Consider the following 13,031-nt stretch of genomic DNA (forward strand, 5'->3'; position numbering starts at 1 on the left):
CCGCATGGCACGACGCGGAATCCTGGGCCGGTCCCGCCGCGAGTACAAGGTCCCCGAGCCGCACCCGTCCGGCGCGCGCCCGCCGAAGATCCCCGGCGAGCTGGTGCCAGGCCATGTGGCGTGCGTCATGGACGGCAACGGCCGCTGGGCCAAGGAGCGCGGGCTGCCGCGCACCGAGGGGCACAAGGTCGGCGAGGGCGTCGTCCTCGATGTGCTCAAGGGCTGCCTGGAGATGGGCGTCAAGAACCTCTCGCTGTACGCCTTCTCCACCGAGAACTGGAAGCGCTCGCCCGACGAGGTGCGCTTCCTGATGAACTTCAACCGGGACGTCATCCGGCGCCGGCGCGACGAGATGGACGAGCTGGGCATCCGTATCCGCTGGGTCGGCCGGATGCCGAAGATGTGGAAGTCCGTCGTCCAGGAGCTCCAGATCGCGCAGGAGCAGACGAAGAACAACGACGCCATGACGCTGTACTTCTGCGTCAACTACGGCGGGCGCGCGGAGGTCGCGGACGCGGCGCAGGCGATCGCGCGGGACGTGGCGGCGGGCAAGCTCGACCCGTCGAAGGTCAACGAGAAGACCTTCGCGAAGTACCTGTACTACCCGGACATGCCGGACGTGGACCTGTTCCTGCGGCCGAGCGGCGAACAGCGGACGTCCAACTACCTGATCTGGCAGAGCAGTTACGCGGAGATGGTGTTCCAGGACGTGCTGTGGCCGGACTTCGACAGGCGGGACCTGTGGCGGGCGTGCCTGGAGTACGCGCAGCGGGACCGTCGCTTCGGGGGGGCGATTCCGAACGAGGAGCTGGAGGCGATGCGGGGTCGGCCGGAGGGTACGGCTGGCTGAGGCGGGGGCTTCGCCTGGGGGCCAGGTTGGGGTGCGGGCGTTCGCGGTGCGGGCGGGGGTTGTCCCCCACCCCGCCCGCCCCTACGGCCTGGCGGCCGTGGGAGGTACCCCCATCCCGAAACTGGGGGCTTCGCCCCCAGACCCCCGGGGGAGAGGTTGACGTGGGGGCTGACGCCCCAGACCCCCTTGGCGGCAGCTTCGCGCCGCGGGGTGCGCCGGTTCCGTAGCGGCCCAGACGGTGCGCCCGGCACCGTGCGAGCCCGCAACCCGAGGCCCGGACCCCCGCGCCCCAGCGTGCCGGGCGAGCCCGACGCCCGAGCCCCGGACCGCCGAGCCCCGCGAAGGGACCCGCGCCCCGCGTGGAACCGTCAGGACTCCGGCGTCGCGACCGCGCAGTCCGCGCAGGTGCCGAAGATTTCCACCGTGTGCGCCACGTTCACATAGCCGTGCTGCGACGCCACCGTCTCGGCCCACTGCTCCACCGCCGGGCCCTCCACCTCCACCGCCTTGCCGCAGACGCGGCACACCAGGTGGTGGTGATGGTCGTCCGTCGAGCAGCGGCGGTAGACGGACTCGCCGTCGGACGTGCGCAGTACATCCACCTCGCCCGCGTCCGCCAGCGACTGAAGGGTCCGGTAGACCGTGGTCAGGCCGACCGAGTCGCCGCGGTGCTTGAGCATGTCGTGCAGGTCCTGCGCGCTGCGGAACTCGTCCACCTCGTCGAGCGCCGCCGCCACCGCGGCGCGCTGCCGGGTCGACCGGCCTCGCACTGGGGCCGTGTTCCCGCCGGTTGGCGCCGTCACCACAGCTGCCTCCTCGCTTCGCCCGCACATCCGTCGGGCCATTCTGTCAGGCCCGCGATCAGACCTTGACGTCGTCGCCGGCCTGCCGGGTGCCCGGCACGTCCGCCGTGCACTGTGCCGCGTTCGCCTCCAGTGTGCGTGCACGCCGCCTCGCCAGCGGTGTCGCCAGCGCGGTCAGCGCCACGAAGACCCCGATGGCCATCAGTACGATCGTCGCTCCTGGCGGCACGTCCTGGTAGTAGGAGGTGGTGGTTCCGGCCAGAGTTACGGCGACTCCGATAGCCACGGCCACCGTGAAGGTCGCCTTGAAGGAGCGGGAGATCTGCTGGGCCGCGGCCACCGGGACCACCATCAGAGCGCTGACCAGCAGCAGCCCGACGACACGCATCGCCACGCTCACCGTGACCGCCGCGGTGACGGCGATCAGCAGATTCAGCCAGCGCACCGGAAGTCCGGTCACCCGCGCGAACTCCTCGTCCTGGCTCACGGCGAACAGCTGCCGCCGCAGCCCCAGCGAGACGAGCACCACGAACGCGGCGAGCAGCGAGATCGCGGTGAGGTCCGCGTCGGAGACCGTGGACAGCGAGCCGAACAGGAACGAACTGAGATTCGCCGTGGAGCCGGTGTCCGAGATGTTGATCAGCAGGACACCGCCCGCCATACCGCCGTAGAAGAGCATCGCCAGCGCGATGTCGCCGCGCGTGCGCCCGTACGCCCGGATCAGTTCCATCGTGACCGCGCCGACGACGGAGACGACCGTCGCCATCCAGATCGGGTTGGTCGACAGCAGGAAGCCGAGGCCGACACCGGTCATCGCGACATGGCCGATGCCGTCGCCCATCAGGGCCTGCCGGCGCTGCACCAGGTAGATGCCGATGGCGGGGGCGGTGATGCCGACCAGCAGGGCGGCGATGAGCGCCCGCTGCATGAAGGCTGTCTCGAGGATTTCCATGATCAGGTCAGCAGTCCCGTGCGGAGCGGCTCGTCGGCCGCGTGGGGGTGTACGTGGTCGTGGCCGGGCAGGGCATGCTGGCCCACAGCCTTCGGCGGCGGCCCGTCGTGGACCACGCAGCCGTCCCGCAGCACGACCGCGCGGTCGATGAGCGGCTCCAGCGCGCCCAGCTCGTGCAGGACGAGCAGGACCGTCGTACCGGCGGCGACCTGCTCGCGCAGTGTCCCGGCGAGGATCTCCTGGCTGACCAGGTCCACGCCCGCCATCGGCTCGTCCATGATCAGCAGTTCGGGGTCGGAGGCGAGCGCGCGGGCGATCAGCACTCGCTGGTGCTGGCCGCCGGACAGCGCGCTCACGGAGTCCTTGGCGCGGTCGGTGAGACCGACGAGCTCGATGGCACGCTGCACGGCGGCCCGGTCGGCCTTCGACAGCAGGCCCAGCCTGCTGCGGGACAGCCGGCCAGAGGAGACGACCTCGCGCACGGTCGCCGGCACGCCGCTCGCGGCGGTGGTGCGCTGCGGTACGTAACCGATGCGCGCCCACGAGCGAAAGGTGCGCAGCTCTGTGCCGAACAGGGCGATCTCGCCGTCGGTGAGCGGCACTTGGCCGATCAGGGACCGTACGGCGGTGGACTTGCCCGAGCCGTTGGCGCCGAGCAGGGCGACCACCTCACCGCGCTGGACGGTGAGGTCGATGCCGCGCAGCACCGGTCGGGAGCCGAGCGAGGCCCTGGCCCCGCGGACGGATATGACGGGCTCGTTCACCGATGCCACGGTTGCCTCCACAACAGGTGTCACTTCGCGCCGAGAGCCTTCTGCAGCGCGGCCAGGTTGGACTCCATGACCTGCAGATAATCACGGCCCCGGGACTTGTCCGTAATTCCTTCGAGGGGGTCGAGGACGTCCGTCTTCAGACCGGTGTCCTCGGCCAGGGTCTTCGCCGTCTTGTCGCTGGCGAGCGTCTCGAAGAAGACCGTGGTGACCTTGTCCTTCTTCGCGATGGTCTGGAGCTGCTTGATACGGGCGGGGCTGGGCTCGGACTCGGGGTCGATGCCCGCGATGCCCTCCTGGTCCAGGCCGTACCGCTCGGCGAGGTAGCCGAAGGCGGAGTGGGTGGTGATGAAGGTCTTGGTCGCGGCGGTCTTCAGGCCCTGCTGGTACGCGCTGTTCAGCCCGTTCAGCTTGGTGAGAAGTGCGTCGGTGTTCTTCTTGTAGTCCGCGGCGTGGTCCGGGTCGGCCTTCTCCAGGGACGTGCCGACGCCCTTGGCGACCTCGGCGTACTTCACCGGGTCGAGCCAGATGTGGGGGTCGGAGCCCGCCTCGCCCTCGTGCTCGTCGTGGCCGGCCTCCTCGCCCTCGTGGCTGTGGCCGCCCTCGGTGCCGTGGTGCTCCAGCTTGGTGAGGGTGGCGGCGTCGACTTTGTTCTTCGCCTCGGACTGGGCGATGGCCTTGTCGACGGCGGGCTGGACGCCCTTGAGGTAGACGATGTAGCCCGCTTCGTTCAGCTCTGCGGTCTGGCGGGGCCCCAGCTCCAGGTCGTGCGGCTCGACGCCGGGCCTGGTGAGGGTGGAGACGGTGACGTGGTCACCGCCGATCTGCTCGGCCAGGTACTGCATGGGGTAGAACGACGCCACCACCTTGAGCCTGCCGTCGCTGCTCTTGCCGTCGGCGGCGCTGGAGGTGGAGCAGGCGGAGAGGGTCACGAGGCCGAGGGTGACGGCTCCGGCGGCGGCGGTGGCGGGTATGAGGCGGCGTACGTTCATGACAGTCATTTTCAACAAAAGTGGAAACGATTGTCAACAACGTCCCCGGGCTCCCCCTACCCGGAACCGATTTGATCCGGGGGGTGCGGCCGCCGGTAACCTGAAGCATTCGCCCAACCGTCTCCCGACCACCACCCCTCACCGAGGCGCTCCGCGCCGCACCTGTTAATTCCCGTCGTCGTCGTAATGAAGAGAGCACCGTGGCCGCCGACAAGATCGACACCATCGTCAACCTGAGCAAGCGCCGTGGCTTCGTCTACCCGAGCAGTGAGATCTACGGCGGTCAGCGTGCCGCCTGGGACTACGGGCCGCTGGGTGTCGAGCTGAAGGAGAACATCAAGCGCCAGTGGTGGCGCTACATGGTCACCTCGCGCGAGGACGTCGTCGGTATCGACTCGTCGGTGATCCTGGCCACCGAGGTCTGGGAGGCCTCCGGCCACGTCGCCACCTTCACCGACCCGCTCACCGAGTGCACCTCCTGTCACAAGCGGTTCCGCGCGGACCACCTGGAGGAGGCGTACGAGGAGAAGCACGGCCACGCCCCCGCGAACGGCCTCGCCGACCTCAACTGCCCCAACTGCGGCAACAAGGGCACCTTCACCGAGCCCAAGCAGTTCTCCGGGCTGCTCGCCACGCACCTCGGCCCGACCCAGGACTCCGGCTCCGTCGCCTATCTGCGCCCCGAGACCGCGCAGGGCATCTTCACCAACTTCGCGCAGGTCCAGCAGACTTCGCGAAGGAAGCCGCCGTTCGGCATTGCCCAGATGGGCAAGTCCTTCCGGAACGAGATCACTCCGGGCAACTTCATCTTCCGCACCCGCGAGTTCGAGCAGATGGAGATGGAGTTCTTCGTCAAGCCGGGCGAGGACGAGAAGTGGCAGGAATACTGGATGGAGCAGCGCTGGAGCTGGTACCGCGACCTGGGTCTTCGTGAGGAGAACATGCGCTGGTACGAGCACCCGGCCGAGAAGCTCTCCCACTACTCCAAGCGCACCGCGGACATCGAGTACCGCTTCCAGTTCGGCGGCAGCGAGTGGGGCGAGCTCGAGGGCGTCGCCAACCGCACCGACTACGACCTCACCGCGCACTCCAAGGCGTCGGGCCACGACCTGTCGTACTTCGACCAGGAAGCCGGCGAGCGCTACACCCCGTACGTCATCGAGCCCGCAGCCGGTGTCGGCCGCTCCATGCTCGCCTTCCTCCTCGACGCGTACAACGAGGACGAGGCGCCGAACGCCAAGGGCGTCATGGAGAAGCGCGCCGTGATGCGCCTCGACCCGCGCCTCGCGCCCGTCAAGGTCGCGGTGCTGCCGCTGTCGCGCAACCCGCAGCTGTCCCCGAAGGCCAAGGGCCTCGCGGCGGACCTGCGCAAGCACTGGAACATCGAGTTCGACGACGCGGGCGCCATCGGCCGCCGCTACCGCCGCCAGGACGAGATCGGCACGCCGTTCTGCGTCACCGTCGACTTCGACACCCTCGACGACAACGCGGTGACCGTGCGCGAGCGCGACACCATGCAGCAGGAGCGTGTCTCCCTGGACCAGATCCAGCAGTACCTGGGCAGCCGTCTGCTCGGCTGCTGATCGGGTCCTACGCGGCACGCAGTACGACGAGGAGCCCCCGGTGTCACAGGCACCGGGGGCTCCGGCGTACCGCGAGTACCCCGCACAGCGCCGCGAGCGGCAGCTCCGCGCAGAGGGCCATCGCCATGGCCGCCGCCAGCTCGGCGCCCGGTGCGGACGTGAGCAGATCGACGCAGGCGTCGGCCGTCAGCAGCAGCGCGGCCCCGGCCGCCGCCGCACGATGGCCGCCCCCACCCCGTACCAGCCGGGTGCCCGCCGTCAGCAGACAGACGGCCTCCAGGGTGTCGAGAGCCACCCACGCCGCGGCCTGTCCGGGCGGCAGCGTGCCGGCGAGATACCCCATCCAGGGCAGCAGCGCGAGCCCCGCGCCGGTGAGCAGCCTGCCCTGCCACATACACGTCGGGACAGGGGAGTTGAAGGCGAGGATGGCCATGGGGAGTGTCCTTCACGGGTCACGGAACCCGGCTTTCGGGCTCGTGATCAACACTCCTGTGGCGGGCCGTCACAGTCAGTAACACAGGTTTCCGACCTGGGGTGGTGCCAGTTGCACCCCCGATAGGGCAAGGGAGTTCATGGCGGCCGCGCAGGCCCGCCGCATACGGTTGGATCATGACCATCCCGCCACGGCTGCGCCGCACGCTCACACGGCTGCGGCGAGACCTCCTCTTCGTCGCAACCGGGGTGCCGCTGCACCTCCTCGCGGCGCCGCTGTTCCTGTGGACCGTGACGCTGATCGTCAAGACGGTGGCAGGGACGTCCAGCTCGGCCCCGGCAGTCCTGCCCATCCCCGTCCTCCTCGTCACCGTCGCCGGATTCGGCCTCACCGAGGCCCACCGGTGGCGCTATCGCGAGCTGTGCGGAGTGGAGCTGCCGAGGCTGCGACTGGCCGTGCCGGGACGGCAGTTCGCGTACAACTGGCTTGTGGCCCCCTGCCTCGGCGCACTCGAACTGCTCGTCCTCCTGCTCCTGCTGGCGGGAACCGCGGCGACCACGGTCTACGCGTGGATCATGCTGCTGCCGGCCGATTTGCGCCTCGACCACCCGGGCTACACCACTCAGGCCGCCTACGTGACGGCCGCGGGCCTGCTCGCACTCGCCGCCGTGCCGCAGCTCGCCGGAGCGCTCGTACGGCTCGAGAACCGCATTGCCCCCGCCCTGCTCAGGGACAGCCGCGGCGAGGCACTGAAACGGCGCGTCGAAGACCTCACCGAAAGCCGCGCCGGGGCCGTGGACGCCGCTGTCGCCGAGCGCCGCCGCATCGAACGGGACCTCCACGACGGCGCCCAGCAGCGCCTCGTGTCCCTCGCCCTCAACCTGGGGATCGCCAAGGTCACCCTCAAAGACCTGCCGCCCGAGGTGCGGCAGGTCATCGACGACGCACACCGCGAGGCCAAGGAATCGATCGAAGAACTCAACAACCTGGTACGCGGCCTGCATCCGGCCGTCCTCGACGAACTCGGCCTGGACGCGGCCCTGCCGGGACTCGCCGCCCGGGCGCCCCTGCCCGTACGACTGCGGGCCGACCTGCCGGAGCGCGCCGCACCCGCCGTCGAAGCCGTCGCCTACTTCGTGGTCTCCGAAGCCCTCACCAATATCGCCAAGCACGCCCGGGCCACCAGGGCGGACGTGAGCGTCTCCCGGCTGGGAGAGATACTGCGGGTGATCGTCGCCGACGACGGCGTGGGCGGCGCAGACTCCTCCCGCGGCACCGGCCTCACCGGACTCACCCAGCGGGTGGGCTCCGTCGACGGGACCTTCCGGATGAGCAGCCCCACCGGGGGCCCGACCGTCATGACCGTGGAGCTGCCATGCGCGCTGTGATCGCCGAGGACTCGATTCTGCTCAGGATCGGCGTCGTCAAGATCCTCGAAATGGCCGGATTCGAGGTCGTCGCCGAAGTCGGCGACGCGGAGGGCCTGTTGGCCGCGGTCGCCGAACACCGCCCGGACATCGCCGTCGTCGATGTCCGGATGCCGCCCGGCTTCACCGACGAAGGCGTACGGGCCGCGCTGCGGATCCGGGAACAGTGGCCGGACACGTCCGTACTGATGCTGTCGCAGTACGTCGAGGAGCGGTACGCGGCCGAGCTCATCGCCGCCAACACCAGCGGCATCGGATATCTCCTCAAACAACGCGTGGCGGACGTCGAGGAGTTCATCGACATGCTGCGCCGCGTCGCCGACGGAGGAACCGCCCTGGACCCGCAGGTCGTCGCCCAGCTCCTCGTGCGGCAGCGCAACGATCCGCTGGAACGGCTCACCGAGCGGGAGCGGGACGTCCTGGCCCTCATGGCGGAGGGCCGGTCCAATGCCGCGATAGCCGGACGCCTCGTCGTCAGCGAGAGCGCCGTCGCCAAACACATCAACAGCATCCTGGCCAAACTCGACCTGCCGCGCGCCGATGGCGACCACCGCAGGGTGCTGGCGGTGCTGAGATTTCTGGAGGGCGGCGCCGCTTCCTGAGCGTGACGTCTGAGCAAGCGGTGAAGCCTGAGCAACAGAGCGGGAAGATTCCGCTGTTGATGTTGTTCGTGCTGCACACTGGGCGCAATCGTCACCAGGAGGACCGATGCCGTCCACGACCACAAGCAAGGTCAGCAGATGGGATCAGCACGGCCGTGAACACGTCGTGCATGTAGCGAAGTCGGGCATGCAGCGCACGCTGACCTGCGACACCTGCGGCTGGCGCAAGGGGGCGCAGTTCCTGCCGTGGCTCAAGGCCGAAGAACACCTCGCCCAGGAGCACCAGGCGACGGTCGACCCGAGCGTGTAGGGCCGGGGCCGTCAGGCGGTCATGCCCCGCGGCACCGGATCCGCGACGCCCCGCACGGCAGCTGTCACGCCGGAAATTGTGTGCCCCACCCCTGTCGGCGCGGTACCGTCGCCTGCATGTATGCGTATCTCCCGATCTACGAGTGAGAGGCGGCGGGCAGCCCCCGCCCCCGTCTGACGATTCCCCAGTCACTTCTCACCACCAATGGGAGACCCCCATGGCCAAGAGCCGTAACAACCTCCTCGGCGTCGGCGGACAGCGAAAGAAGCTGTCCCGGGCCGAGCAGCAGGGCAACGGTCCGGCGCGTAACGCCGACCGCAAGACGTCCGCCGAACAGAAGCAGGAGCTGGTGCGCAAGATGCGTGAGCGCGCCCAGGGCAGCAGCGGCGACGCGGAGGCGCCGCAGGACGAGCAGGCCTGATCACAGCCGTGGGCCCGGACCGCGTGACGCGGTCCGGGCCCACGGGCGTGTACGGCCCTCCTCAGCTCACCGTGCGCGGCAGCCGCAGGCTCAGCAGCGCCGTCAGCGCGATCATCCCCAGCTGCACCAGCAGCGTGACGGTCAGCGCCTGACGCATCCCACCCGAGCCGGCCAGCGACAGGAACAGCGAGCCCAGGGTGGCCACGCCCAGTGCCAGGGCCGACTGCTGCGTCGTCACCATCACCCCGCTGCCCACGCCGGCCCGCTCCGCCGGTATTTCGGAGAGCACGAGCCGGAAAATCACCGGCAGCTGGAGCCCCTGGCCGAAGCCGGCCAGGGCGACGCCCGGCATCAGTTCCAGGAAGCCCACGTCCGGCCAGTCGCGCCGGACGGTCAGTACCAGGAGCGCGATGCCCACGGCCTGGAGCACCGAGCCTGCCGTCACGATCCGGGTGCCGTACCGCACGACCAGCCGCGGACCGGCCAGCGACGCCCCGAAGAAGGCCACCGCCATCGGCACCAGCGCCAGGCCGGAGGCGACCGCCCCCATCCCGAGGCCCTGCTGCAGCGCCACCGCGATCACGAACATGAAGCCGCCGAAGCCGATCGAGAACGGCAGCACCAGCGCGAGACCGCGCCGCAGCGAGAGCAGCCCGAACAGGCTCGGCGGCACCAGCGGCGTGCGCCCCTGCCGGTCGGCGTGCCGCTCCACCCGGTAGAAGGCGACCGCGGCGAGCGGGAACACCGCCAGGGCCACCCACGTCCACAGCGGCCAGCCCGCCGCACGCCCCTCGGTCAGCGGCGCCAGCAGCGTCAGCAGGGCAACGGCCAGCAGCACAGTGCCGGGCACGTCGACGGGCGCGGGGTGCGCGGAGCGCGTCCTCGGAACCGAGCGGGCCGCGAGCACCAGGCCGATCAGCACCACCGGCACGTTCACCAGAAAGACCGCCCGCCAGCCGCTGCCCGCGACGTCGGCCGCGACGAGCACGCCGCCCAGGATCTGCCCGGCGACCATCGAAAGGCCCGCGGTCGCTCCGTACAGGCCCATCGCCCGGGCCCTGCGGGGTCCGGCCGTCGCCGACTGGATGGTGGCGAGCACCTGCGGCAGCATCAGCGCGGCCGCGGCGCCCTGCGCCACCCGCGCTCCGACGAGCGTCCAGGCGTCAGGCGCGAGTCCGCAGGCCAGCGAGGTCACGCCGAAGGCCGCCATGCCCACCAGGAAGAGCCGGCGGCGGCCGAACATGTCCCCGAGGCGTCCGCCGAGGACGAGCAGCACGGCGTACGAGAGCCCGTAGCCGGCGATCACCAGCTCGAGCAGTGCGGGGCCCGCGGCGAGATCGTGGTCGATGGTGGGCAGGGCGACATTGACGATGAAGAAGTCGATCAGCGGAAGTGCCGCGCCGAGCAGCAGGGTGAACAGGCCGAGCGGGCCGAGGGCCGGTTCGTTCGAGGTGCCGGTGGCGCGGACGGGGGTTGGGGGAAGGACACGGGTCTCACTCACGGCCTCGACGATCCTCGCCCGCCCAGCCTGGTACCAGAGTCTCTTTATCCTGGTACAAGCAGTACCTGGCAACGGGCTGAACCATTCGGCACCCTGGGAGTATGACCACGATGGTGCAGGAGACCGACGTACGACGGCACGAGCTCGCGGGCTTTCTGCGCAGCCGTCGCGAGCGCATCACCCCCGAGCAGGTCGGTCTGCCGCACGGCCGCCGCCGGCGCACCCCCGGTCTGCGCCGGGAGGAGGTCGCCCAGCTCTCCGCGGTCGGCGTCACCTGGTACACCTGGCTGGAGCAGGCCAGGGACATCCAGGTCTCCCCGCAGGTGCTCGACGCCATCGCCCGCGCCCTGCTCCTCGACGCGAGTGAACGCACCCACCTCTTCGCGCTGGCGGGCGCGGCCGATCCGGCGCCCGGCACACCGTGCCCGACCGTGACTCCGTCCCTGCGGAAGATGCTTGAGCAACTGGAGCCGTTCCCGGCCTGCGTCCAGAACAGCCGGTACGACATCCTCGCCTACAACCGCACCTACGGACGGCTGCTGTGCGATCTCGACGCGCTGCCGCCCGAGGACCGCAACTGCATGATCCTGGCCTTCACCAACGACGACTGGCGGGCCTCGGTCGCCGAACTCAGCGATGCCAAGGGGATGATGGCCGCCAAGTTCCGCGCGTCGATGGCCGGGCACCTCGCCGAGCCCGCCTGGAAGTCGCTGCTGGCGCGGCTGGAGAAGTCCGCGGAGTTCCGCGAGGTGTGGGCGCGGCACGAGGTGGTCGGCCAGAGCAATAGGAGGAAACTCATCCGCAACGCCCATGTCGGGCTGCTGCGCCTGGAGCACCAAGACCTGTGGCTGGGGCCGAGCGCCGGTCCCCGGCTGATCACCTACGTACCCCTGGACGCCGAGGCCCGCGAGCGGCTGGAGAAGCTTCAGGCACTGGCGCTCGCCGAGGTCTGAGCTCCCCTCTGCTCGTCCAGACGTTCCGCCGTGCGCCGCGCGGTCTCCTGTGCCCAGGTGCCGCTCGTCAGCGCGCCGATCCCGAGGACGCACAGCCCGCACCCGGTGATGACCCACCAGGCGGGGCGGCTCGCCGCGACAAAGCCCTGCGCGTACGAGGTGGAGGCGACCCCCGCCGCGAGGACCGCCCCGAGGACCGCGACGCCGAGGGTCTGGCCGATCTGGCGGCTCGTGGAGGCCACGGCCGCGGCGACGCCGGCTTGGGCGCGCGGCATGCCGGAGACGGCGGTGTTGGTGATCGGCGCGTTCACGAAGCCGAAGCCGAGGCCGAACAGCACGTACCCGGTGAACAGCAGGGGATCCGACGTCTCGGCCCGGAAGGCGGCGAAGAGCACCCCGCTCGCCGCCATCGCCGTGCCCGCGATCAGCAGCGGGAGGCGCGGCCCCCGGCTGCCGACCAGCCGTCCGGACAGGGGCGCGCAGACGAAAGTCAGCGCCGCCATCGGCAGCATGTACAGCCCGGCGTGCAGCGCGGACAGGCCGCGGATGTCCTGCAGATAGAGGGTGTTGACGAACAGGAAGCCGCCGAGCGAGGCGAAGGCGCACACCGCTATGACGGTGGCCCCGCTGAACGGCGCGCTGCGGAAGAAGCGCAGATCGATCAGGGGCTCGCGTCGTCTTGGCTCCCACAGCAGCAGTCCTGTGAGCGCGAGGGCGGCGACCGCGGCGAAGGCGAGATCCGTCTCGATGATCGCGTACGTGAGCGAGCCGAGCAGCACGATGACCAGGAGCTGCCCGACGGGGTCTGGCCGGCGCGGTTTCGGGGCGCGGGACTCCGGAACGTAGCGCCAGGTCAGCAGCAGCGCGGCGAGGCCGACGGGCAGATTGACCCAGAAGACCGAGCGCCAGCCGACGCCGTCCACGAGCACCCCGCCGACCAGCGGTCCGGCGGCCATCGAGATACCGACGACGCCGCCCCAGACCCCGATGGCGCGGGCGCGCTCGCGCGGGTCGGTGAAGGTGTTGGTGATGATCGACATCGCGACCGGATTGAGCATGGAGCCACCGACGGCCTGGATCATGCGGAAAGCGACCAGCGAGGGAAGGTTCGGGGCGAGGGAACAGAGCAGCGAGCCGAGCGTGAACAGGACCAGCCCGGCCCGGAAGACCCGGCGGCGGCCGATCCGGTCGGCGGTCGAGCCGGAGAGCATCAGCAGTGAGGCGAGGACGAGGGTGTACGCGTCGATCGTCCACTGCATTCCGGCGACGGAGGCGCCCAGCTCCTGGCGGATGGAGGGCAGCGCGACATTGAGGATGGTGTTGTCGAGGCTGACGATCAGCAGGCTCATGCAGCAGATCGCCAGCACCAGCAGGCGCCGTCGGTGTGTGAGCTCGGACATATGCGGATAGTACGGCTAACTAACGAGTCCCGTC

The 13,031-nt window shown here is 70.2% G+C and carries 14 protein-coding genes; 7 read left to right on the forward strand and 7 right to left on the reverse strand.

The genetic code is table 11. The features are described from left to right. The first annotated feature begins 4 nt into the window (after positions 1-4). Positions 5-850: an isoprenyl transferase gene (locus tag OHA61_RS26525; protein ID WP_361917115.1), complete on the forward strand. Its 846-nt coding sequence runs from the start codon at positions 5-7 to the stop codon at positions 848-850. Between the two features lie 368 nt (positions 851-1,218). Here the strand turns inward: OHA61_RS26525 and OHA61_RS26530 are convergent, their stop codons facing one another. From OHA61_RS26530 to OHA61_RS26545, 4 genes are read right to left on the reverse strand one after another with little or no spacing between them, the layout of a single operon-like run. Further along, positions 1,219-1,656 carry a transcriptional repressor gene (locus OHA61_RS26530; protein WP_324977521.1) on the reverse strand — a complete coding sequence of 146 codons (438 nt, stop codon included), beginning with the start codon at positions 1,654-1,656 and terminating at the stop codon, positions 1,219-1,221. 55 nt (positions 1,657-1,711) lie between these two features. Further along, positions 1,712-2,605: a metal ABC transporter permease gene (locus tag OHA61_RS26535; RefSeq protein ID WP_324977522.1), complete on the reverse strand. Its 894-nt coding sequence runs from the start codon at positions 2,603-2,605 to the stop codon at positions 1,712-1,714. Positions 2,606-2,607: 2 nt separating this feature from the next. Further along, the gene (locus OHA61_RS26540) at positions 2,608-3,378 is read right to left on the reverse strand and encodes a metal ABC transporter ATP-binding protein (protein ID WP_406305127.1); all 771 of its coding nucleotides are present in this window, start codon (positions 3,376-3,378) and stop codon (positions 2,608-2,610) included. Positions 3,379-3,398: 20 nt separating this feature from the next. Then, positions 3,399-4,367, reverse strand: coding sequence for a metal ABC transporter substrate-binding protein (locus OHA61_RS26545; RefSeq protein ID WP_406305128.1), 969 nt, complete (start codon positions 4,365-4,367; stop codon positions 3,399-3,401). Between the two features lie 200 nt (positions 4,368-4,567). Between OHA61_RS26545 and OHA61_RS26550 the strand changes: the two genes are divergently transcribed. Then, complete coding sequence (locus OHA61_RS26550) at positions 4,568-5,950, forward strand: glycine--tRNA ligase (protein ID WP_406305129.1); 1,383 nt, start codon at positions 4,568-4,570, stop codon at positions 5,948-5,950. A gap of 43 nt (positions 5,951-5,993) precedes the next feature. On the opposite strand, the gene OHA61_RS26555 is transcribed toward OHA61_RS26550, so the two are convergent. Next, the gene (locus OHA61_RS26555) at positions 5,994-6,383 is read right to left on the reverse strand and encodes a hypothetical protein (protein ID WP_361918101.1); all 390 of its coding nucleotides are present in this window, start codon (positions 6,381-6,383) and stop codon (positions 5,994-5,996) included. A gap of 176 nt (positions 6,384-6,559) precedes the next feature. On the opposite strand from OHA61_RS26555, the gene OHA61_RS26560 reads away from it, so the two are divergent. The 4 genes from OHA61_RS26560 (at position 6,560) to OHA61_RS26575 (ending at position 9,143) form a co-directional block, all read left to right on the forward strand. Continuing rightward, positions 6,560-7,771: a sensor histidine kinase gene (locus OHA61_RS26560; protein ID WP_406305130.1), complete on the forward strand. Its 1,212-nt coding sequence runs from the start codon at positions 6,560-6,562 to the stop codon at positions 7,769-7,771. After that, the gene (locus OHA61_RS26565; protein WP_406305131.1) at positions 7,759-8,412 is read left to right on the forward strand and encodes a response regulator; all 654 of its coding nucleotides are present in this window, start codon (positions 7,759-7,761) and stop codon (positions 8,410-8,412) included. The genes OHA61_RS26560 and OHA61_RS26565 overlap by 13 nt, the downstream gene beginning before the upstream one ends. Before the next feature lie 106 nt (positions 8,413-8,518). Continuing rightward, positions 8,519-8,722, forward strand: coding sequence for a hypothetical protein (locus tag OHA61_RS26570; RefSeq protein ID WP_324974499.1), 204 nt, complete (start codon positions 8,519-8,521; stop codon positions 8,720-8,722). A 217-nt stretch (positions 8,723-8,939) separates the two neighbouring features. Further along, positions 8,940-9,143, forward strand: a complete 204-nt coding sequence (locus OHA61_RS26575) for a DUF6243 family protein (RefSeq protein WP_361918095.1) — start codon at positions 8,940-8,942, stop codon at positions 9,141-9,143. A 61-nt stretch (positions 9,144-9,204) separates the two neighbouring features. On the opposite strand, the gene OHA61_RS26580 is transcribed toward OHA61_RS26575, so the two are convergent. Next, complete coding sequence (locus OHA61_RS26580) at positions 9,205-10,644, reverse strand: MFS transporter (RefSeq protein WP_406305132.1); 1,440 nt, start codon at positions 10,642-10,644, stop codon at positions 9,205-9,207. Between the two features lie 101 nt (positions 10,645-10,745). Here OHA61_RS26580 and OHA61_RS26585 point away from each other — a divergent pair, with 101 nt between their 5' ends. After that, the gene (locus tag OHA61_RS26585; RefSeq protein ID WP_406305133.1) at positions 10,746-11,597 is read left to right on the forward strand and encodes a helix-turn-helix transcriptional regulator; all 852 of its coding nucleotides are present in this window, start codon (positions 10,746-10,748) and stop codon (positions 11,595-11,597) included. Here the strand turns inward: OHA61_RS26585 and OHA61_RS26590 are convergent. Continuing rightward, a complete protein-coding gene (locus OHA61_RS26590) occupies positions 11,570-12,997 on the reverse strand; it encodes an MFS transporter (protein WP_406305134.1) in 1,428 nt (475 codons plus the stop codon). The two genes, OHA61_RS26585 and OHA61_RS26590, sit on opposite strands and share 28 nt — an antisense overlap. Positions 12,998-13,031 lie beyond the last annotated feature (34 nt).

The sequence above is a fragment of the Streptomyces sp. NBC_00885 genome (assembly GCF_045207475.1).
Classification (GTDB): Bacteria; Actinomycetota; Actinomycetes; order Streptomycetales; family Streptomycetaceae; genus Streptomyces.